Genomic DNA, 20,731 nt, shown 5'->3' with positions numbered 1-20,731 from the left:
ATGGTTTCACTCGGGTGGCGTGAGGCGATCCAGATCCTGCGGGCGCAGGATTCGCGACGTCCGCATGACGTGTACGACGTGCACGCACAGCCGGTCGTGCCGATAGATGACACGGCAGGGTGGTTCCACGATTTGGCGGTACCGGTTACGGGGTCCCAACTCAGGCACGCGGGAGCCACTGGCGGGATGTGCGGCAAGCTGGCTCATGTGTCCGTAGACGCGCCTGACCAGGGCGGCCGCGGCCGCCGGGTTCTCCAGTGCGATGAAGTCCGCGATGGCCTCGAGGTCCGCCAACGCCGGCTCGGACCAGATTATTTCAACCATTTGCCCAGGCGCTTCCCGGCCTGGGCATGGCTCAGGGTCCGGCCCTCGGCGATCGCTATTTCACCGCGTGCGATGCCCTCGAGGACAGTCATCCTTTCCTGCTGCAACTCGTAGGATTCCACGTCCACGAGGTAGGCACTGGGCAGGCCATGCTGGGTGATCAGGATTGGCTGCTTGTCCCGCTCGACATCCGCGAGCAGTTCCGTGGCTTGGCGCTTGAGCGTGGTGACGAGTTCGGTGCGCATTAAGTGACACTAAAGTAGCACTTATCGCGTGTCAACCGATGGCAAGCCGGGTGCTGCGGACACATGGCAACAGACCTGTGGCGCGCCGGCTAGGCTTTGGTGTCGTCGGGCTCGACGACGACCGCGGTGCCGTAGCAAAGCACTTCCGTCAGGCCGGTCATGATTTCGGTGGCGTCGTAACGCATGCCGATGATGGCGTTGGCGCCGAGCCTGCGCGCTTCCTGCACCATGTCGCGATAGGTCTCCTGGCGCGCCTGCTCGCAGAGTTCCGTGTAGATGGTGATGTTGCCGCCGAACAGGGACTGGATGCCGCCCAGGAAGTTGCCCACGACGGAGCGGGAGCGGACCGTGATGCCGCGGACCACGCCCAGGCTGCGCACCACGCGCTGGCCGGGAAGCTCGAAGGCCGTCGTGACGCTTGCGTTCACGAGGCTGGAAGCAACTCGGCCCGCACCCGCGTAGGCGCTGTTTCTCGGATCAGACACGTTCTCTCTCCCCCGTTTCGACGCGAATTGCCGGATTATTCCGGCTTCGGATGGCGCAGCACGCGCAGCGACACCAGCAGCACCAGGCCCGCGCCGAGTCCCAGCACCGCCCACAGCACCCAACGCTGCCAGTCCTCGCCGCGCTTGGGCGCCATCGCCGCGCCACCGCCAGACTCGCGGCCTTCGCCGAGCGTGGCCGGCTGCGGCGGCGTGGTCGACGCGGCCAGCGCCGCCTGCACCGGGTAATCCTCGCGCGCCGCGCGCACGCTGCCCGCGACCAGGGTGTAGGGCCGCGGGCCCTGGGCCAGCAGCACGAAGCGCTCGGGGCGGTACTGCAGCTGCAGCGTCGGCGCCTTGGCCAGCGCCGGCTGGGTGGCCACGCGCCACTGGCGGTCGCGGGTCAGGCCGGCATCGGGAGCGAGGTGGCGCACTTCGTCGCCGTTGTTGCCGAGGCGGAAGGCGGTGAAGCCGGCGATGCCGCGCCACCAGCCCTCGTCGCCGTCGCGGGCGGTGATCTGGACCGCCGCCACGGCATTGGTGGTCGGCAGCGCCACGTCCACGCGCTCGATGGCCAGCGGGCCCGGCGTGGCGTAGTCGAAGCTGCCGGCCACGTCGGTCACGGGCTTGCCTTCCAGCGAGAGCGTCTTCCACTCGCGGGTGTCGGCGCCGCGCATCCGGCGTTCGGCCTGCAGCGCGCCGATCACCGGCCACTGGCCGTCGTTCTCGATGGAAAGCCGCAGGTAGCGGGCGTCGCTGCCGGTGAACTCGAGCTTCAGGCGTTCGATGCGGAGGCCGTTGTCGTCCAGCGCCACCAGCGGCATCCCGCGGCCGAGCTCCTGCCATTCGGCGAGGTCGTCCGAGGCGCTGATGCGCACGCGCAGGTTCACGGGCAGTGCGGCGCCTTCGCCCAGCTGCACGTGCAGGGCGGACACCGGCGGCGGCTCGTCGCCACGGTCGAGCAGCAGGTCATGGCGCTCGGGCGGCGTGGGCGTGCTGTCGTTGGTGCGCAGGTCGAGGCCGCGCAGGCGGCCGTCGGCGTCGCGCTCGAGGCGCAGGGCGAGGCTTTCAGGCTGGCCCGGCGCAGGCAGCGGCACGCGCAGCCAGGCCACGGGCTCGCGGCGGCTTTCCTCCGCCTGCTCGTGCGGCAGTGGGGCGAAAGGCACCGGCTCGCCGTCGGCGTTGAACACGGCGAGGTCGCGCAGGTCGGCACGGCTGACGTGCTGCAGCACCCCGGCGTCCAGTTCCAGCACGTAGGCCGCGGCGTCGCCTTCGGCCTGCACGGGCCACTGCCACGCGTAGTCCTGCGGCGTGTTGGCGGTGGCGGCACCGGCCGCCAGCAGTCCCAGCATCAACAAAGAGCGCATGCGCTTACTCCGAACGGGGTGGGGTGGGGGCGATGCGGCCGACGATGATCAGCAGCAGGCCCACGACCAGGAAGGAGACGATGCCGGCGATGTTGCCGACGAACTGGCGGTCCACGACCAGCAGCTTGAGCAGCACCACGCCCAGCAGCGCGGCGCCCAGCCACCACAGCGCCCGGTCGCGGCGGCGCGAACCGAGCACCCAGGCGGTGACGCCGGCGACGCACCAGGCGACGGTGAGGCTGGCCTGGGCGAGGGTTTCGCCAAGGATTTCCGGCGACCACGGCAAGGCGGCCAGCTGGTGGCAGGCGCGCAGCACGGCCAGCGTCAGCAGGAACAGCGCGGCGCCGGCCCAGGCCAGCGCGCCCAGGCGGTGCTGGTCGCCGTGCGAACGCAGTGCGGCGGCCGCCACCACCAGGCCCAGCAGCAGCGACAACTCCAGCGGGTTGAGCAGCGGCAGCCAGGGCAGCGGGCTGCTGTCGCCGGGCAGGAAGTTGCCGAGCACCCACGCGAGGCCAAGCCCGATGCCGGCGATCGCCAGCCAGGCGGTGCGCCAGCGCGGGAATGCGTCCGCCACCGGCCAGCCGGCCAGGCGCGGCTGCGTCCACGCCAGCGCGAACAGCGCCGCCAGCGGCGCCATCACCGCGGGCAGCAGCCAGCCGTCGGCGAGGCCGCCTTCGTCGCCCAGCACGCGCATCAGCGTGATGCCGGCGGCCGCGGCCAGCGCCATCAGCCAGGCGATGTGCGCGACCGACAGCAGCCGCGAGAACGGTTCGCGCAGCGCGGCCAGCGTCGGCAGGGCCAGCGCCAGCACCAGCCACCACATCGCCAGCGGCGCGTCGAACAGCGTCACGTCGTAATGGTCCTGCGAGGCCAGCGACAGCGGCAGCATCAGCACCACCGATGCGGCCAGCGGCCACGACAGCCGCGGCCAGGCCATCGGCCCGCGCAGCAGCGCCGCCAGCACCGCGGTGACCAGGGCGAAGCCGCCGTAGTAAAGCGCATCGAAGCGCGGCGACAGGTTCACCTCGATCTCGCGCAGGCCCAGCAGGCTCCACCAGAACAGCCCGCCCAGGAACAGCAGGACCTGCAGCGCCACCGCCTTGCCTGCACGGTGGTAGAGCCAGCTCGCCGCCATCCACGCCAGCGTCAGCAGGGTAAGGTTCAGCGCGTGGCCATTGAGCAGGAAGCGCTCCTGGATGTCCGGGCTGTAGTCGAACAGGCTGACGACCCACGCGCCCGCCGCCAGCACCAGCAGCAGCAAGCCCATCCAGCGCACGAGGCGGCGATCCTGGCGCAGGCCCAGCCAGGCCATGCCCACGCCCTGCAGCGCCCACGCCGCCGACGTCCACTGCGCCGTCAGCGCCAGCGGGATGGCCAGCGTGGCGAACACGACGCCGATGCCGGCCGCGCTCTGCGCCAGGTCGCGCAGGCGGGCATTGCGCTGCGCCCACGCCGCCAGCCCCGCGTAGATGCCGGCCACGAACACCGCGCTGAAGGCCAGGCCCATGCGGTCGTCGCCCAGCAGCCCGACCTGCATCGGGAAGGCCAGCAGCGGCGTGCCGAACAGCAGCGTGCCGTCCACCTTGCCGTTGCGCGCCCGGCCCGCCAGCGCGTACAGCACCGGGATCGAGACGTAGAACAGGAAGAACAGCACGAGGAAGGGTTCGACCGTCGCGAATTTCTCCGGCGTGTAGTACTTCGCGCCCCACAGGCCACCGATCAGGAAGGTAAAGAGGAAGCCCACCAGGTTCAGCGCGCGCCACGGCTTGTGCCAGGCGATGGCGAACACGGCGGCGTTGAGCACGGCGTAGTAACCGAACAGCGCCACGTGGTCGCCGGTGCCGGTGGACAGCAGCACGGGCGCCAGGTAGCCGCCTATGAAGCCGAGCACGGCCAGCGCCGGCGCGTCCTGCTTCACCGCCAGCACGCTGGCGCCGGCCACCAGGATCACGATCATCGCGAAGGCGGGCATCGCGCCCAGCACCTCGTAGTTGCGGAAGGCCGCGAACACCACCAGCAGCAGCACGCCGATGGCGCCGCCCTGCAGGCTCAGGCCGAAGGCCGGCTGCTCGGGCGCGCGGCGCAGGCCCCAGACCAGGCCGGCGATGGCGGCGGCGGCGATGCCGGCCAGGCGGAACTCGATCGGCATGGTCAGCCAGCCGGCGTCGGCGGCGTACTTGATCGCGGCCGCGACGCCGAACAGCAGCACCAGCACGCCCAGCTTCACCGGCACGTTGCCTTCGAACAGCCAGCCCTTCACCACGCCGAGGGCTTTCTCGAAGACGTCGGGTTCTTGCGGTTCGTTCGACCACGTCGTGCGGGGCGTGGGCTCGGCCGGGATCGGGGGCGGTTGCGGGGCGCGCGCCGGCGCCGGGCCCGCGGCCGGGGTGGCCGTGGCCAGCGGCGGGACGGCAGGGGTGACCGGTGCGCCGGCCATGGCCGGCGCCGGTGCGGCCTCGCCGAAGCCGGGCGCGGCGGGGGCGACCGGGGCGGCCGGTGCCGCGGCGTGGGCCGCGGCAGCGTCGTCCGGAAGGCCCTGCGCAGCGGCAACCGCCGGGCGACGCGCCAGCACCTCGACCCGGGCCAGCCGCTTCTCCAGCTCGGCGATCCGGCGCCGGGTGCGCCAGGCCATGCCCAGCAGGGCCCCGAGCAGGGCGCCGGCGACCAGGCCGAATCCCTCCCGGGTCGCGTCCGCAATGATCAGGCCAAGCAGCGCGCCCACCAGTCCCAGGATCCAGCTCATCCCCACCCCCACGGCTATTCCGGGCGAGTGTAGCCAATGTGAACGCCTTGCCGGTGGCAGGCCGGAATGACGATCGCGTCACATTTTGACGTCCCGCCGCCCGCACCACGGGCCGATGGCGGGGACGCAGGATCGATCCCCCGGTGCATTTTCCTGCGAATGGCGCAATGCAGCAGTCGTTGGCACGCGGCTTGCTTGTACCCGCGGGACTTCTTCCTGGCTGCCACCCATGCTTGATACCTCGCGGTCGCCGTCTCCCGAACAGGATGGCGCCGAAGACGTGCTGCGCTCCGGCGGCGCGTCGTCCCTGCTGCCGCGGCGGCGGGGGTTCTACGTCCCGGTGGCGGTCAAGTTCATGCTGGTGCTGGCGCTGGCCCTGGCCTGGATGGCCTTCAGTGTGTGGCTGTCGCAGCCCTGGCTGGGCGAGCTGACGCGGCTGGCCGGCCTGCCGTTCGCGCTGGTCACCATCGCCTTCATCGCCTACGTGCCCGGCTTCATGAACGCCTTCCTCGCGGGCTCGATCCTCGGCGACCGCCGCCCGGTGCGCAAACCGGTCGCGCATTATCCGGACCTCGACGTGCTGGTGGCCTGCTACAACGAGGCCGGCAACATCGCCGACACCCTGCGCAGCCTCGCCGCGCAGGACTACCCGGGCCGGCTGCTGGTCACGGTGATCGACGACGGTTCGACCGACGAGACCCTGGCCATCGCGCGCGAGCAGGCCCTGCACCTGCGCCGCGCCGGGCTGGCCATCCACGTCGTGCCGATGCCGCGCAATGGCGGCAAGGCCGCCGCGCTCAACCACGGCCTGGCCAGCACCCGCGCGGGCCTGGTGATCACCGTGGACGGCGATTCCTACCTGCGCACGGACGCGATCCGCAAGCTGGTGGAACGCTTCCTGTCCGACCCGCCGAACACCGTGGCGGTGGCCGGCGCGGTGCTGGTGCGCAATTCGCGCGTGAACTGGCTGACGCGCGCCCAGGAGTGGGACTACTTCCACGGCATCGCCGCGGTGAAGCGCATGCAGAGCATGTACCACGGCACGCTGGTGGCGCAGGGCGCGTTCTCGCTTTACACCCGGCCGGCGCTGGAGCAGGTGGGCGGCTGGCCCGAGTGCGTGGGCGAGGACATCGTGGTGTCCTGGGCCCTGCTCGAAACCGGCGCCCGCATCGGCTACTGCGAGGAAGCCTGCCTGTTCACGCAGGTGCCGGACCGGCTGGGCCAGTTCTCGCGCCAGCGCCAGCGCTGGTCGCGCGGCCTGATGGAGGCCTTCGCGCGCCACGGCCGGCTGCTGCTGAAGCCGCGGCTGAGCACGCTCTTCATCTGGTGGAACCTGCTGTTCCTGCCGATGGACCTGGTGTTCACCCTGGTCTTCATCCCGGGCATCGTGGCGGCGCTGCTGGGCCACTACTGGATCGTGGGGATGATGACGCTGCTGGTGCTGCCGCTGGCGGCGGTCTGGAACGCGATCATCTTCCGGGTGCAGCAGCGCATGTTCAAAGGGCAGGGCATGCGGGTGCGCCGCAACATCAGCGGCTTCCTGTTCTATTCGCTGTTCTACACCCTGATCCTGCAGCCGGTCTGCGTGATGGGCTACCTGGCTGAACTCTTGAGCCTGCGCAAGACCTGGGGGACGAAATGAGGCGCCTCGCGCTTGCCCTGCTCGCGGCGCTGTCCGCGTCCACCGTCGCCGCCGGGCCGCCGGGTCCGGCGCTGCGCGCGGAAGGCTTCCTGTCGTCGGATTCGGACGGCAACGCGGCCGAGCGCGCCAGCCTGGGCTGGGACGTCTCGCGTCGGGACATCGAGCACTGGTGGGGCTTCCGTGCCGAGCGCACCCGGTTCTCGGGCGAAGGCTGGCGTGAACGCGACGAGCGCCTGTCCGTGCGGGCCGCGGGCGGCGAGGGCGGCTGGCGCTGGCAGGGCGAGGCCGGGACCAATGGCGACGACCTGCTGGGCAGCGCCAGCGTCCACAGCACCGATGCCCGCCGCAAGGAATTCTTCCTCGAGCGCGACGTGCTCGAAACCCGCCACGGCCTGGCCGAGGGCCGGGTGCATACCTACGCGGGCGCCGCCCTGGACTGGCCGCTGTCCGACCGCTGGAGCGCCACCGGCCTGGTCGGCCTGCAGGATTTCGGCGGCGACAACCTGCGCCGGCACCTGCGGGCGAACCTGGTCTATGCGCTGGTGCCCTCGCAGGGGCTGAGCCTGCAGCTGCGGCTGCGGCAGTTCAACGACAGCGACCCGCGCGAGCTCGACTATTTCGCGCCGGGCCGCTACCGGCAGGCTTTGGGCGTGGTCTCGCTCCGGCGCTTCGTCGGTGGGTACCAGTGGCGGGCGACCGTGGGCGCGGGGCGGCAGGACTTCACCGGGGTCGGCAGCCAGCCGGCGCGGCTGCTGGAGCTGGATTTCCAGACCCCGAAGGACCGGGGCCACTACCTGCGGGCCACCGCGGGCTACTCGGATGCGCCGGCCGACGGCGCCAGCGGCGGGGCGGACTATCGCTACCGCTACGTCCGCCTCGAGGGCGTCTGGGCCTTCTGAGCCGCCGCCCCCTGTAGGAGGGCCTTCAGGCCCGAAGCTTTTGGGCGAAGGGCTTCGGGCCTGAAGGCCCTCCTACAGGGAATTCCCGGAAGGCGGAAACGCGAAAGGCCGGCTTGCGCCGGCCTTTTGCTTTCTTGCGTCGAATTGGTCGGGGAGACAGGATTTGAACCTGCGACTTCTACGTCCCGAACGTAGCGCTCTACCAGGCTGAGCTACACCCCGAGGGATTCGAGCCGGCTATTCTAGTGACGGAACCGGGACTCGGCAAGTCCGGCGTTCACCGGGCCGCCCGGGGCGGCTCGCGGGGCGGCGCCAGAAGCTAGAATGCGCCATCGCCTTGGAGTGTCCCGCCTTGATCAAGCCCCGCACCACGCCCGGGGTCATGGAGCTGCTGCCCCGTGACCAGATCGCCTTCCAGCGCATGCTCGACGTCATCCGGCGCAACTACGAGCGCTTCGGCTTCCTGCCGGTGGAGACGCCGGTGTTCGAACTTTCCGAGGTGCTGCTGACCAAGACCGGCGGAGAGACCGAGCGGCAGGTCTATTTCGTGCAGTCCACCGGCGCGCTCGAGCAGGGCGGCCAGCCGGAGCTGGCGCTGCGCTTCGACCTCACCGTGCCGCTGGCGCGCTACGTCGCCGAGCACGAGCACGACCTGGCCTTCCCGTTCCGCCGCTACCAGATCCAGCGCGTCTACCGCGGCGAGCGCGCCCAGCGCGGCCGCTTCCGCGAGTTCTACCAGTGCGACATCGACGTGATCGGCAAGGACGCGCTCAGCGTGCGCCACGATGCCGAGATGCCGGCCGTCATCCACGCCGTGTTCTCCGAGCTCGAGGTCGGCCCGTTCACCATCCAGCTCAACAACCGCAAGCTGCTGCGCGGTTTCTTCGAGGGCGTGGGCATCGCCGACGGCGAGCGCCAGGCGCTGGTGCTGCGCGAGATCGACAAGATCGACAAGCGCGGCGCCGAGGCGGTGCGCGCCACCCTGGTCGGCGCCGACTTCGGCCTGGCCGACGACGTGGTGGACCGGATCATGGCCTTCGTGCAGGTGCGCTCGACCTCGCACGCCGATGCGCTGGCGCAGCTCGAGGCGCTGGGCGCCGGCAGCGAGGTGCTGGAGCAGGGCCGCAGCGAGCTGCGCGAGGTGCTGGAGTTGCTCAAGGGCTACGGCGTGCCCGAGAAGAACTACGCGCTGAACTTCTCCATCGCCCGCGGCCTCGACTACTACACCGGCACCGTCTACGAGACCACGCTGGATGAACACCCGCAGATCGGCTCGGTCTGCTCGGGCGGCCGCTACGAGAACCTGGCCAGCCACTACACCAAGTCGAAGCTGCCGGGCGTCGGCATCTCGATCGGCGCCACGCGCCTGTTCTGGCAGCTGCGCGAGGCCGGCATCGTGTCCACCGCCGAAAGCTCGGTGCAGGCGCTGGTCGGCCTGATGGACGACGCCCGCCTGCCCGATTCGCTCGACATCGCCCGCCGCCTGCGCGCGGCCGGCATCAATGCCGAGGTGCAGCTGGAGGTGAAGAAACTGGCCAAGCAGTTCCAGTACGCCGACCGTGCCGGCATCCGCTTCGTGCTGCTCTACGGCGAGGACGAGGCCGCGCGCAACGTGGTCAAGGTCAAGGACATGGCCTCGCAGGACCAGTACGAACTGGGCCGCGAAGAGCTGGCATCGGTGCTGAAGGTCGAGCTGGAGCAGCTGCGCGCGATGGGGAAACGCTGAGATGAAACCGATCACCCTCGACGGCCGCGGCCTCAACCGCGCGCAGCTGGCGGAAATCGCCCACGGCGCGCCCGTGCGCCTCGACCCGGCGCAGATGCCGGCGGTGCAGCGCGCCGCGGATTTCCTGGCCGACCAGGTCAAGAAGCAGGAGCCCATCTACGGCGTCTCCACCGGCTTCGGCAGCAACGCCGACAAGCTGCTGGGCGCGCACCGCCTGCGCACCGGCCTGCCGGGGGCCTCCGAGTCCAGCGACAGCGTGCTCGAGGAACTGCAGCACAACCTGATCGTCACCCACGCCGTGTGCGTGGGCGAGCCGTTCCCGGCCGACGTGGTGCGGGCGATGATGGCGATCCGCATCAACACGCTGATGCGCGGCCATTCCGGCATCCGCCCGGCCGTACTCGAGGCCATGGCCGCATTGCTCAACGCCGGCATCGTGCCGGTGGTGCCGCGCAAGGGCTCGGTGGGCGCCAGCGGCGACCTCGCGCCGCTCTCGCACTTGGCCATCGTGCTGTTGGGCGGCGGCGAAGCGTTCTACCAGGGCGAGCGCATTCCGGGCGGCGAAGCGCTCAAGCGCGCCGGCCTGGCGCCGGTGAAGCTGTCGCACAAGGAAGGCCTGGCGCTGAACAACGGCACCGCGCAGATGCTGGCCACCGCGGTGCTGGCGATCGAGAAGCTCGAGGACCTGCTCGACACCGCCGACCTCGCCGCCGCGATGACGCTCGACGCGTTCGCCGGTCGCCTGCGCGCCTTCGATCCGCACGTACACGCCCTGCGCCCGCATCCGGGGCAGGTGCACGTAGCCGCGAACCTGCGCCGCCTGCTCGATGGCTCCAGCCTGTCCGACATCGCCTACCACCTGGTGCCGCGCTTCCGGCAGTGGCAGCCCGAGAGCTGGGCGACGCCGGAGCAGCAGGCGCTGGGCTTCGACATCGGCTGGGACTGGGTGCCGTTCAGCCAGCGCCACGGGCGCGAGAAGTTCTACCAGCGCTTCCGTCCGTTCCGCGGCGGCAAGAAGCACCAGCCGCAGGACAGCTACTCGCTGCGCTGCATCCCGCAGGTTCACGGCGCCGTGCGCGATGCGCTCGAGCAGGCCAAGCGCGTCATCGATATCGAACTCAACGCCGTCACCGACAACCCGCTGCTGTTCCCCGGGCTCGAGGGTGCCCGCGAGATCGAGGACCAGGTGGTCTCGGCCGGCCATTTCCACGGCATGCCGCTGGCGCTGGCGATGAGCTACCTGAAGGCCGCGATCCCGGTGCTGGCGTCCATTTCGGAGCGCCGCCTCAACAAGCTCGTGGACCCGGCCACCAACGACGGCCTGCCGCCCTTCCTGATCGGCAACGAGGACGGCACCGAGAGCGGCTTCATGATCGTGCAGTACACCGCCGCCGCGCTGGTGAACGACCTGGCCAGCCGCGCGCATCCGGCCAGCGTGTACTCGATCCCCACCAGCGCGAACGCCGAGGACCACGTGTCCATGGGCGCCAACGAAGGCCGCCACGTGCTGGAGATGACGGCCGACCTGGCGCAGGTGCTGGGCCTGGAGCTGTACACCGCGGCGCAGGCGCTGGACTACCGCCGCGACATGATCAACGCCGCCCGCCAGCTGGCCCGCGAGGCCGACGCCGAGGCGCTGGCCGCCAAGGTGCTGGGCGCGCCACTGCCGGGCCATCCGGATCGTCCGGGCTTCCTGGCCGAGGTCGAGGCGCTGCGCGGCGAGCTGGCCGCGGCCGGCGAGTTCCAGCCGGGGCGCGCGGTGCAGGCGGCCTGGGCCGCGCTGCGCGAAGCGATCCCGTTCATGGGCCGCGACCGCGCGATGGATGGCGATGTCGCCACCGCGGTGCGCCTGGTGGAAGAGGGACGCCTGCTGTCGGCGGCCCGTGCCGCGCAGGACTGAGGCTGGCCGGCCCTGAAGCCTCGCGCCCGGCGTCCAGTGCGCCGGATCGCGCCTAGCTGATGCCTTCGGCCGCGTGCACGCAGTTGCCGCCGCGGTTCTTGGCCATGTACAGCGCGTCGTCGGCCTGGTGCAGGGCTTCGTCCACGCCCAGGCCCGCGCCCGGGCGCAGCAGGAACACGCCGATGCTCGCGCTGATGCGGATGTTGTTGCCGGCGTAGCGCACCGGTTCGCCGCAGATCTTCAGGCGCAGCTGCTCGGCCACCTGCACCAGCCGGTCGCCGGTGATGTCGGGCAGTGCCACCACGAACTCCTCGCCGCCGAAGCGCGCCAGCAGCGCGCCGTGGTCCACCAGGTTGTCGTGCAGGCAGCGGCCCAGCCAGCGCAGGCACTCGTCGCCGGCGAGGTGGCCGTGGGTGTCGTTGACGTCCTTGAAGTGGTCGAGGTCGATCAGCAGCACGCCCAGCGACTGCCGGTGTTCGTTGGCCTGGTGCAGCTGCTGCTCGAACATGTCGCGGAAATGCCGGCGGTTGAACAGCCCGGTCAGCGCATCGCGGCGGTTGGACTCGCGCAGGCGCTGGTTGGCTTCGGCCAGCTGCTCGAGCGCGGTGCTGAGCTCCGAGGTGCGGCGCGCGACATGGCGTTCGAGCTGCTCGTTGTGCTCGCGCACCAGCCGCTCGTTCTCGCTGCGCAGCCGCGCGTAGCGGTAGGCGAGGGCGAAGGAGAGCAGGATCATCTCCATCGCCGAACCGATCTGGATGCCGTATTCGGTGAAGAAGTTCTTGTCCAGCAGGCCGAACGACACCGAGGCATACAGCGCCGTGCCCAGCAGCAGGAAGGCCCAGGCCATCAGGAACACCTTGGCCGGCGCATAGTCATTGCGGATCGAGGTGATGGCCAGGTACAGGATGAACAGCGCGCCCGGGAACACCGCCAGCGTCATCGGCCGCACCACGGTGCGGTAGTCGAGCACGAAGGTGGCCAGGCCCATCAGCAGGAAGAAGCCGATCAGCGCCAGCGAGACCTTGTTGGCGATCGGCTGCCGCGTCTCCAGCTCCAGGAACACCCGGCAGAACTGGTGCATCGCGACCTGCGACACCGCCATCGACAAGGGGATGGCCAGGTTGGCGAACCAGGGCGAGTTCGGCCACAGGTATTCGAAGGCCAGGCCGTTGAGGCAGAACATCACCAGGCCGAAGCCGGTGACATGGAACATGTACCAGAAGTGGCTGGCATCGCGCAGCGACAGCCACAGCACCAGGTTGTAGCAAAGCAGCGCCACCAAAATGCCGTAGAACAGGCCGATGCCGAACTGCGAATCGCGCTCGAGCTCGGCGAAGGCGGTGGGCGTGTACAGCGCCAGCGGCACCTGCATCGAGCTGCGGCTGGCCACGCGCACCAGCAGCTCCACTTCGGTGCGCTGCGGCAGCGTCACCCAGAAGTTCGGATGCCGGTAGCGGATGCTGCGGGCGCTGAACGGCAGCGTGTCGCCCGAGGCCATGTGCTCGACCCGGCCATCGGGGTAGCGCAGGTAGATGTCGACGTTGTCGAGCAGCGGGTAGTGCAGCACCAGCAGCCAGCGCTGTTCAGCCGGGTTCTGGTTGAAGAGCGGCGCATGGAACCAGTACGCGCCCTGCGTGAAGCCGAAGGCCGCGCTGTCGCCGGGCAGGGGCATGAATTCGCCCCGGCTGGCGCGGGCGAACATGGCCGAAGCATCGGCCCGCCCGGTTTCGTCGATGCCGTAGCTGAGGTGGGGGGTGAGCGCGAGCCGCTCTTCGCCGGGTTCGAGCACGGCGGGGCTGGCCGCGGCGGCAACGGCGCCGAACGCGAGCAGCAGTCCCAGCAGCAGCGTGATCCAGCGGTTCGACGTCACGTCGGTCCCCCTCCGAGGCGCGCCCATTATGCGCGGTGGCGGGGCGCACGGGTTCACTTCCGGGGCTTGCTTTTGTAATAACACGCTATTACATTAGCGCCATGAAACGCCGCGACCCCGCCAGCCCGCCCAGCCGCCCGGACCTCGAGGACCTGCTCGAGGCCCTCCTGAGCCTGCGCTCGCCCGGCGAACTGCGGGCCTTCCTGGAAGATCTCTGCACCCCGTCCGAGCTCGAGGCCATGGCCGACCGCTGGGGCGTGGTGCCGCACCTGGTCGCGGAGGTCCCGTACCGGGAAATCCACGACCGCACCGGCGTCAGCGTGACCACCATCGGCCGCGTCGCCCGCTGCCTGGACCTGGGCGAGGGCGGCTACCGCCTCGCCGCCGAGCGCCTGGGCCATCGGGCCCCCGACGCTTCGCACTGAATCCCACTGTTTCGGAACCCCGGAGGGCGTCATGAGGACGCACGACCGTTTACGCATTGCCATCCAGAAGTCGGGCCGCCTGTCCGACCCCGCCCGCGACCTCCTGGCCCGCGCCGGGCTGTCGTTCCGGGAAAGCCGCGACCGGCTCTTCTGCTACGGCGAATCCCTGCCGATCGACCTGCTGCTGGTCCGCGACGACGACATCCCCGGCCTGATCGCCGAGGGCGCCTGCGACCTCGGCGTGGTCGGCGGCAACGTGCTCGAGGAACAGGCCTGCGAGCGCCTGGCCGACGGCCGCGGCGAGGCCTTCCGGCCGATCCGCGAGCTCGGCTTCGGCCGCTGCCGCCTGTCGGTGGCGGTGCCCAATGACTGGGAGTGGACCGGTCCGCAGCGCCTCGCCGGCCTGCGCATCGCCACCAGCTACCCGCAGCTGATGGCGCGCTGGCTGCGCGAGCAGGGCGTCGAGGCCACGCCGGTGATGCTGTCGGGCTCGGTCGAGATCGCGCCCCGCCTGGGCAAGGCCGAGGCCATCTGCGACATCGTCTCCACCGGCGGCACGCTGATGGCGAACCAGCTCAAGGAAGTGGCCGTCATCCTCGAGAGCCAGGCGCTGCTGGTCGCACCGTCGCAGCCCTTCGGCGACGAGCGCGCCGAGCTGGCGGCCATGCTGCTGCGCCGCCTTGACGCGGTGATGAGCGTGCGCGCGAGCAAACTGGTGCTGTTCCAGGCCCACCGCGACCAGGTGGCCGAGCTGGTGAAGCTGCTGCCCGACGCCGAAACCCCGACCGTGATGGCCATCGAAGGCCAGCGCGACCAGGTGGCGCTGCAGGCCCTGTGCCGCAGCGCGATGACGTGGCAGCGCCTGGAAGACATGAAGCGTGCCGGCGCCTCCGGCCTGTTGGTCCTCCCCGTGGAGCAGATGCTGGCATGAAGCGGATCGAATGGAACCGGCTCGACGCCGACGCGCGACGGGCGTGCCTGGCCCGTCCGGGCGCGGGCGACCAGTCCGAGGTCGAGGCGGCGGTGAAACGCGTGTTCGAGCAGGTGCGCGCCGACGGCGACACCGCGCTGCGGGCGCTGACGCGCCGCTTCGATGGCGCCGAACTGGCCGCCTTCGAAGTCACCCCGGCGGAAATGGCGGCCGCCATCGCCACCGTCCCGGCGTCGCTGCGCGCGGCCCTGGCCGAGGCGCGCGAGCGGCTGCTGGCCTGGCACCGTGCCGGCATGGCCAGCGAATTCGAGGTCGACACCGCGCCGGGCGTGCGCTGCGGCCGCCTGCTGCGCGCGATCCCGCGCGTGGGGCTGTACGTTCCGGCCGGGAGCGCGCCGCTGGTTTCCACCGCGCTGATGCTGGGCGTGCCGGCGGTGCTGGCCGGTTGCGATGAAATCGTGCTTTGCACGCCGCCGCGCGCCGACGGCAGCGCCGATCCGGCGGTGCTGGCGGCGGCGGAGCTGTGCGGCGTGCGCCGCGTCTTCAAGCTCGGCGGCGCCCAGGCGATCGCCGCGATGGCCTTCGGCACCGAGAGCGTGCCGCGCTGCGACAAGCTCTTCGGTCCCGGCAACCGCTACGTCACCGCGGCCAAGCAGCTGGCGGCGATGATGGCCGGCGGCCCGGCGATCGACATGCCCGCGGGCCCGTCGGAAGTGCTGGTGATCGCCGATGCCGGCGCGCCGCCGGTGCACGTCGCGGCCGACCTGCTGTCCCAGGCCGAGCACGGCCCCGATTCGCAGGTGGTGCTGCTGACCGATTCGGCGGCACTGGTGGACGCGGTCGAGGCCGAAGTGCGGCGCCAGGTCGCCGAGCTGCCGCGCGAGGCGATCGCCACGCGGGCGCTCGAGTTCGCGCGGCTGGTGAAGGTGGACTCGCTGGACGAAGCCTTCGCCATCAGCAATGAGTACGCCCCGGAACACCTGATCCTCGCGCTGCGCGAGCCGCGTGCCTGGCTGGGCCAGGTCAGCTGCGCCGGCTCGGTCTTCCTCGGCGATTTCGCGCCGGAGGGGCTGGGCGACTACTGCTCGGGCACCAACCACGTGCTGCCGACCAATGGCGCGGCGCGCGCCTGGAGTGGCGTCAGCGTGGCCAGCTTCCAGAAATCCATCAGCGTGCAGGAGGTCAGCCGCGCCGGCCTGGCGGCGATCGGTCCCTGCGCGGTCGAGATCGCCCGCGCCGAAGGCCTCGAGGCCCACGCGCAATCGGTGCTGCGGCGCCTGGAGAACGTGCGATGAGCGCCATCCTGTCCCTGGTGCGCGAGGACCTGCGTGAGTTCGCCGGCTACAGTTCGGCGCGCCGCGCCGGCGTCACCGGCAACGTCTGGCTCAACGCCAACGAGAGCGCCTGGCGCAACCCGGCCGACGCGGGCCTGGGCGCCAACCGCTACCCCGATCCCCAGCCGGCGGCGCTGCGTGCGCGGCTGGGCGAGCTCTACGGCGTGCGTGCCGAACAGGTGCTGGTCGGCCGCGGAAGCGACGAGGCTATCGACCTGCTGGTGCGTGCGCTGTGCGTGCCGGGCCGGGACGCGGTGGTGATCTCGCCGCCGGTGTTCGGCATGTACGCGGTCAGCGCGCGGCTGCAGGGTGCGCCGCTGGTGGAGGTGCCGCTGCGCGACACCGAGGCCGGCTTCGCGTCCGACCTCAACGCCATGGCCGATGCTGCGGTGTCCAACGGCGCCAAGCTGGTGTTCGTGTGCTCGCCGGCCAACCCGACCGGGCAGGCGATCCCGCCCGCCGACCTGCTGGCGCTGGCGCGCCGCCTCGCCGGGCGCTGCCTGGTGGTGGTGGACGAGGCCTACGGCGAGTATTCCGACCAGCCGTCGGTGGCCGGTTTCATCGACCAGCAGCCGAACCTGGCGGTGCTGCGCACGCTGTCGAAGGCGCACGCGCTGGCCGCGGCCCGGATCGGCTGCCTGCTGGCCGCCCCTGAACTGGTCGCGGTGCTGCGCAACTGCCAGGCGCCGTACCCGCTGCCGTCGCCCTGCGTGCAGCTGGCCCTGGCCGGCCTGTCCGAGCCGGCGCTGGTGCAGACCCGCAGCCGCGTGATCACCGTGCGCGCCGAGCGCGAGCGGCTGCAGCACGAACTGCCGGGCGTGCCCGGCGTGCGCCGCGTGTACGCCTCGCAGGGCAACTACATCCTGGTGCGCTTCGACGATGCCGGTGCTGCCTTTGCACGGCTGCTGGCGGCGGGCGTGGTGGTGCGCGACATGCGCGCCTCACCGCAGCTGGGCGATGCGCTGCGCATCAGCGTCGGCAGCCCGGCGGAGAACGACGCCATGCTGGCGGCGCTGCGGGCGGGGAGGGCGGCGGCATGAGCGGCCAGCGCATCCTGTTCGTCGACCGCGATGGCACGATCATCGAGGAACCGGCTGATTTCCAGATCGACGCCTACGAGAAGATCCGCTTCGTCGAGGGCGTCATCCCGGCGATGCTGAAGCTGCGCGACGCCGGCTTCCAGTTCGTGCTGGTGACCAACCAGGACGGGCTGGGCACGGCCAGCTTCCCGCGCGAGTCCTTCGAGGGCCCGCACGCGCTGATGCTGCAGGTGCTCGAATCGCAGGGCATCACCTTCCGCGAGCAGCTGATCGACGAGAGCTTCGAGCACGAGAACAAGCCGACCCGCAAGCCGGGCCTGGGCCTGGTGATGCACTACCTGCGCGACCGCGGCATCGACCTGGCCAACTCGGCCGTGGTCGGCGACCGCGACACCGACCTGCAGCTGGCGGCCAATCTCGGCTGCCGCGGCTTCAAGCTCAAGCCGGGTCCGGATACCTGGGCTTCGATCGCGCACGCGCTGGCCGATGCGCCGCGGGTGGCGAAGGTCGAGCGCGTGACCAAGGAAACGCGGGTGCGGATCGAGCTCGACCTCGACCGCGCCGCCGATCCGGTGGTCGCGACCGGGCTGGGCTTCTTCGACCACATGCTCGAGCAGCTGGGCAAGCACGGCGGTTTCGCGCTGCAGCTCACCTGCAGCGGCGACCTGCACATCGACGAACACCACACGGTCGAGGACAGCGCGCTGGCGCTGGGCCAGGCGCTGAAGCAGGCGCTGGCCGACAAGCGCGGCATCGGGCGATACGGCGATTCCTCCGGCCAGGGCGCGATCACGCTGCCGATGGACGAGACGCTGGCGAAGGCCGCGGTCGACTTCTCCGGCCGTCCGTACTTCGTGTTCGAGGGCAGCTTCCCGCGCCCCGAGGTGGGCGGGCTCGCCACCGAGCTGGTGCCGCACTTCTTCCGCTCGCTGTGCGAGACGGCGGGCCTGAACCTGCACCTGTCGGTGCAGGGCGAGAACGCGCACCACATGGTCGAGGCCTGCTTCAAGGCCACGGCGCGGGCGCTGCGCCAGGCCATCCGCCGCGAGGGCCGCGAGCTGCCGACCACGAAGGGCGCGCTGTGAAGGTCGTCCTGGTTGACTCCGGCGGCGCCAACATCGGCTCCGTGCGCTACGCGCTCGAGCGGCTGGGCGTGTCCGCGGAAATGACCGCGGACGCCGGGACCATCCTCGCCGCCGACCGCGTGATCCTGCCCGGCGTCGGCGCCGCCGCCCCCGCCATGGCCCGCCTCCAGCAAATGAACCTGGTTGATTTGCTTCGGGGCTTGAGGCAGCCGTTGCTGGGGATTTGCCTGGGGATGCAGCTGCTGTTCGAGGGGTCGGAGGAGGGCGAGGTCGCCTGCCTCGGGCTGGTGCCGGGGCGGGTGCGGAAGATGCCGGCCTCGCCCGGCGTCCGGGTGCCGCACATGGGCTGGAACCGGCTGCGGCCGACCCGGCCCGATCCGCTGCTGGCGGGCGTGGCCGCCGGTGCGCAGGCCTACTTCGTGCACAGCTTCGCGGCGCCGGTGACGGCCGACTGCCTGGCGTCGTGCGAGCACGGCCAGCCGTTCGCGGCCATGGTCCGGCGCGGCAACGTCGCCGGCGCCCAGTTCCACCCCGAACGCTCGGGCGCCGTCGGCGCGCGATTGCTCCAGAACTTCCTGCAGGCCGACCCGGCATGAGCGACTTCACCCTTTACCCCGCCATCGACGTGCGCGACGGCCGCGTGGTGCGCCTGCGCCAGGGCGACTACGCGCAGGAAACCCGCTACGCGGACGACCCGCTCGAGCTGGCCTCGCGCTACTCCGCCGCGGGCGCGCGCTGGCTGCACCTCGTGGACCTCGATGCCGCCCGCGCCGGTGGCTACACGCTGGCGCCGCTGCTCGACGAGCTCAAGCGGCGCACGCGCCTGAAGGTTCAGACCGGCGGCGGCGTGCGCGGTGAGGCGGACGTGGACGCGCTGCTGGCGGCGGGTGCCGACCGCGTGGTGGTCGGCTCGCTGGCCGTGCGCGAGCCGGGCCGCGTCGCGTCCTGGGTCGCGCGCTACGGCGCCGAGCGCATCACCGTCGCGCTCGACACCCGCCGCGACGCGGAAGGCCGCTGGCGCCTGCCCGTGCACGGCTGGACCGAGGAGGGCGGCCGCGAGCTCGACGTGCTGGCCGCCGCCTACGACGAAGTCGGCCTGCGCCACCTGCTGTGCACCGACATCAGCCGCGACGGCATGCTCAGCGGCCCGAACTTCGATCTCTACCGCTACCTGTGCGAGCGCTTCCCGCGCCTGCGCGTGCAGGCCTCGGGCGGCGTCGCCGATGCCGGCGAAGTCGCCGTCGCCAGGGCCAGCGGCTGCGGCGGCATCGTGCTGGGCAAGGCGCTGCTCGACGGCCGCTTCACCCTCGCCGACGTGATCGCGGAGCAAACGCCATGCTGAGCCGCCGCCTGATCCCTTGCCTCGACGTCAAGGACGGCCTGGTCGTCAAGGGCGTGAAGTTCCGCGACCACGTGGTGATGGGCGCGATCGAGGACCTGGCGCTGCGCTACCGCGACGAGGGCGCCGACGAGCTGGTGTTCTACGACATCACCGCCAGCCCGCAGGGTCGCGGCGTGGACCGCGCGTGGGTCGAGCGCGTGGCGCGCATCATCGACATCCCGTTCTGCGTGGCCGGCGGCATCCGCTCGGTGGCGCAGGCGCGCGAGGTGCTGCTGGCCGGCGCCGACAAGATCTCGGTGAACACGCCGGCGCTGGAGCGGCCGGAGCTCATCAACGAACTGGCGGCCGAGTTCGGCGTGCAGTGCGTGGTGGTCGGCATCGACAGCCTGCGCGACGGCGACGGCGAGTGGCGCGTGCGCGCCTACACCGGCGACCCCGACCAGACCCGCGCGCTGCCGCGCCGCACCCTGGACTGGGTGGCGGAGGTGCAGCAGCGCGGCGCCGGCGAGATCGTGCTCAACTGCATGGGTTCGGACGGCGTGCGCACCGGCTACGACCTCGAACAGCTGCGCGCGGTGCGGGCGATCTGCGAGGTGCCGCTGGTGGCCTCGGGCGGTGCCGGCACGGCGCGCCACTTCGCCGAGGTCTTCCTCGACGCCGACGTGGACGCGGCGCTGGCCGCCAGCGTCTTCCACTCCGGCAGCGTCCGGATCCCCGAACTCAAGACCGCCCTGCGCGCGCAGGGCATCGAGGTGCGCGATGTCGCCTGATCAGATCGCCGGCCTGGCCTGGGACAAGCAGGGCGGCCTGCTGCCCGCCGTGGTGCAGGACGCCGGCAACGGCCGCGTGCTGATGCTCGGCTACATGGATCGTGCCGCGCTGGAAGCCACGCTGGCCAGCGGCCGCGTCACCTTCTTCAGCCGCAGCAAGCAGCGCCTCTGGATGAAGGGCGAGACCAGCGGCGACGTGCTGGAGCTGGTGCGGCTGGAAACCGACTGCGACGCGGACACGCTGCTCGTGCAGGCCCGCCCGCACGGCCCTACCTGCCACCTCGGCCGCGGGAGCTGCTTCCCGGACGCGCCGGGCAGTTTCCTGGCCGAGCTGGATGCGCTGGTGCAGGCGCGCGAGCGCGAGCGGCCCGCCGGCAGCTACACGACTTCGCTGTTCGAGGGCGGCGTGCGCCGCGTCGCCCAGAAAGTGGGCGAGGAGGGCGTGGAAACGGCCCTGGCCGGCGTGGCCCAGGACGACGAGCCGCTGCTGGGCGAAGCGGCGGACCTCGTCTTCCACCTGACCGTGCTGCTGCGCGCCCGCGGCCTGGGCCTGGCCGACGTCGAACGGGTGCTGCGCCAGCGCCACGCCGCCAAGCGCTGACCTTC

19 protein-coding genes and 1 tRNA gene are annotated in these 20,731 nt (G+C 71.4%); 13 read left to right on the top strand and 7 right to left on the bottom strand.

Going from position 1 to position 20,731, the window contains the following annotated elements; all coding sequences use genetic code 11:
* Positions 1-6: 6 nt before the first annotated feature.
* The 5 genes from N787_RS08055 to N787_RS08035 form a co-directional block, all read right to left on the bottom strand.
* Entirely contained in the window at positions 7-324 is a 318-nt protein-coding gene (locus tag N787_RS08055; protein WP_034212455.1) for a type II toxin-antitoxin system RelE/ParE family toxin, read from the bottom strand.
* A complete protein-coding gene (locus N787_RS08050; protein WP_034212453.1) occupies positions 312-569 on the bottom strand; it encodes a type II toxin-antitoxin system Phd/YefM family antitoxin in 258 nt (85 codons plus the stop codon). Before N787_RS08050 ends, N787_RS08055 begins: the two co-directional genes overlap by 13 nt.
* Before the next feature lie 89 nt (positions 570-658).
* Complete coding sequence (locus tag N787_RS08045; protein ID WP_034212451.1) at positions 659-1,054, bottom strand: YbjQ family protein; 396 nt, start codon at positions 1,052-1,054, stop codon at positions 659-661.
* A 35-nt stretch (positions 1,055-1,089) separates the two neighbouring features.
* Positions 1,090-2,418 (bottom strand): DUF3999 family protein, encoded by a 1,329-nt coding sequence (locus N787_RS08040; RefSeq protein ID WP_084590711.1) that lies wholly within the window; start codon positions 2,416-2,418, stop codon positions 1,090-1,092.
* Between the two features lie 4 nt (positions 2,419-2,422).
* Complete coding sequence (locus tag N787_RS08035; RefSeq protein ID WP_052575283.1) at positions 2,423-5,161, bottom strand: DUF2339 domain-containing protein; 2,739 nt, start codon at positions 5,159-5,161, stop codon at positions 2,423-2,425.
* Positions 5,162-5,390: 229 nt separating this feature from the next.
* On the opposite strand from N787_RS08035, the gene N787_RS08030 reads away from it, so the two are divergent.
* Positions 5,391-6,803, top strand: a complete 1,413-nt coding sequence (locus tag N787_RS08030; RefSeq protein WP_211252148.1) for a glycosyltransferase family 2 protein — start codon at positions 5,391-5,393, stop codon at positions 6,801-6,803.
* Complete coding sequence (locus tag N787_RS08025) at positions 6,800-7,702, top strand: hypothetical protein (RefSeq protein ID WP_034212449.1); 903 nt, start codon at positions 6,800-6,802, stop codon at positions 7,700-7,702. Before N787_RS08030 ends, N787_RS08025 begins: the two co-directional genes overlap by 4 nt.
* A 145-nt stretch (positions 7,703-7,847) precedes the next feature.
* Here N787_RS08025 and N787_RS08020 read toward each other — a convergent pair.
* Positions 7,848-7,924, bottom strand: a tRNA-Pro gene (locus N787_RS08020).
* A 130-nt stretch (positions 7,925-8,054) separates the two neighbouring features.
* Here N787_RS08020 and hisS point away from each other — a divergent pair.
* Positions 8,055-9,428 (top strand): histidine--tRNA ligase, encoded by a 1,374-nt coding sequence (hisS, locus tag N787_RS08015; RefSeq protein WP_034212447.1) that lies wholly within the window; start codon positions 8,055-8,057, stop codon positions 9,426-9,428.
* Between the two features lies 1 nt (position 9,429).
* Complete coding sequence (locus tag N787_RS08010; protein WP_034212446.1) at positions 9,430-11,328, top strand: HAL/PAL/TAL family ammonia-lyase; 1,899 nt, start codon at positions 9,430-9,432, stop codon at positions 11,326-11,328.
* A 52-nt stretch (positions 11,329-11,380) separates the two neighbouring features.
* Here N787_RS08010 and N787_RS08005 read toward each other — a convergent pair whose 3' ends face one another.
* On the bottom strand, positions 11,381-13,198 hold the full coding sequence (locus tag N787_RS08005; protein ID WP_034212444.1) for a sensor domain-containing diguanylate cyclase: 1,818 nt from the start codon (positions 13,196-13,198) through the stop codon (positions 11,381-11,383).
* 101 nt (positions 13,199-13,299) lie between these two features.
* Between N787_RS08005 and N787_RS08000 the strand changes: the two genes are divergently transcribed.
* Genes N787_RS08000 through hisIE form a run of 9 tightly spaced genes read left to right on the top strand, consistent with a single transcriptional unit; the run spans position 13,300 to position 20,726 of the window.
* Positions 13,300-13,623, top strand: coding sequence for a YerC/YecD family TrpR-related protein (locus N787_RS08000; protein ID WP_034212442.1), 324 nt, complete (start codon positions 13,300-13,302; stop codon positions 13,621-13,623).
* A 31-nt stretch (positions 13,624-13,654) separates the two neighbouring features.
* Positions 13,655-14,554 carry an ATP phosphoribosyltransferase gene (gene hisG, locus N787_RS07995; RefSeq protein WP_034212441.1) on the top strand — a complete coding sequence of 300 codons (900 nt, stop codon included), beginning with the start codon at positions 13,655-13,657 and terminating at the stop codon, positions 14,552-14,554.
* Positions 14,551-15,849, top strand: a complete 1,299-nt coding sequence (hisD, locus tag N787_RS07990; RefSeq protein ID WP_034212440.1) for a histidinol dehydrogenase — start codon at positions 14,551-14,553, stop codon at positions 15,847-15,849. The genes hisG and hisD overlap by 4 nt, the downstream gene beginning before the upstream one ends.
* Positions 15,846-16,928, top strand: a complete 1,083-nt coding sequence (gene hisC, locus N787_RS07985; protein ID WP_034212438.1) for a histidinol-phosphate transaminase — start codon at positions 15,846-15,848, stop codon at positions 16,926-16,928. Before hisD ends, hisC begins: the two co-directional genes overlap by 4 nt.
* Positions 16,925-18,013 (top strand): bifunctional histidinol-phosphatase/imidazoleglycerol-phosphate dehydratase HisB, encoded by a 1,089-nt coding sequence (gene hisB / locus N787_RS07980; protein WP_034212436.1) that lies wholly within the window; start codon positions 16,925-16,927, stop codon positions 18,011-18,013. The genes hisC and hisB overlap by 4 nt, the downstream gene beginning before the upstream one ends.
* On the top strand, positions 18,010-18,609 hold the full coding sequence (gene hisH / locus N787_RS07975) for an imidazole glycerol phosphate synthase subunit HisH (protein WP_034212434.1): 600 nt from the start codon (positions 18,010-18,012) through the stop codon (positions 18,607-18,609). The genes hisB and hisH overlap by 4 nt, the downstream gene beginning before the upstream one ends.
* The gene (hisA, locus tag N787_RS07970) at positions 18,606-19,355 is read left to right on the top strand and encodes a 1-(5-phosphoribosyl)-5-[(5-phosphoribosylamino)methylideneamino]imidazole-4-carboxamide isomerase (RefSeq protein WP_034212432.1); all 750 of its coding nucleotides are present in this window, start codon (positions 18,606-18,608) and stop codon (positions 19,353-19,355) included. Before hisH ends, hisA begins: the two co-directional genes overlap by 4 nt.
* A complete protein-coding gene (hisF, locus tag N787_RS07965; RefSeq protein ID WP_034212430.1) occupies positions 19,349-20,125 on the top strand; it encodes an imidazole glycerol phosphate synthase subunit HisF in 777 nt (258 codons plus the stop codon). The genes hisA and hisF overlap by 7 nt, the downstream gene beginning before the upstream one ends.
* A complete protein-coding gene (hisIE, locus tag N787_RS07960; RefSeq protein ID WP_034212428.1) occupies positions 20,115-20,726 on the top strand; it encodes a bifunctional phosphoribosyl-AMP cyclohydrolase/phosphoribosyl-ATP diphosphatase HisIE in 612 nt (203 codons plus the stop codon). Before hisF ends, hisIE begins: the two co-directional genes overlap by 11 nt.
* Positions 20,727-20,731: the final 5 nt, after the last annotated feature.

Source organism: Arenimonas metalli CF5-1 (assembly GCF_000747155.1).
GTDB lineage: Bacteria > Pseudomonadota > Gammaproteobacteria > Xanthomonadales > Xanthomonadaceae > Arenimonas > Arenimonas metalli.
The sequence above is the reverse complement of the archived record's forward strand: the minus strand, read 5'-3'. Positions and strand labels throughout refer to the sequence as shown.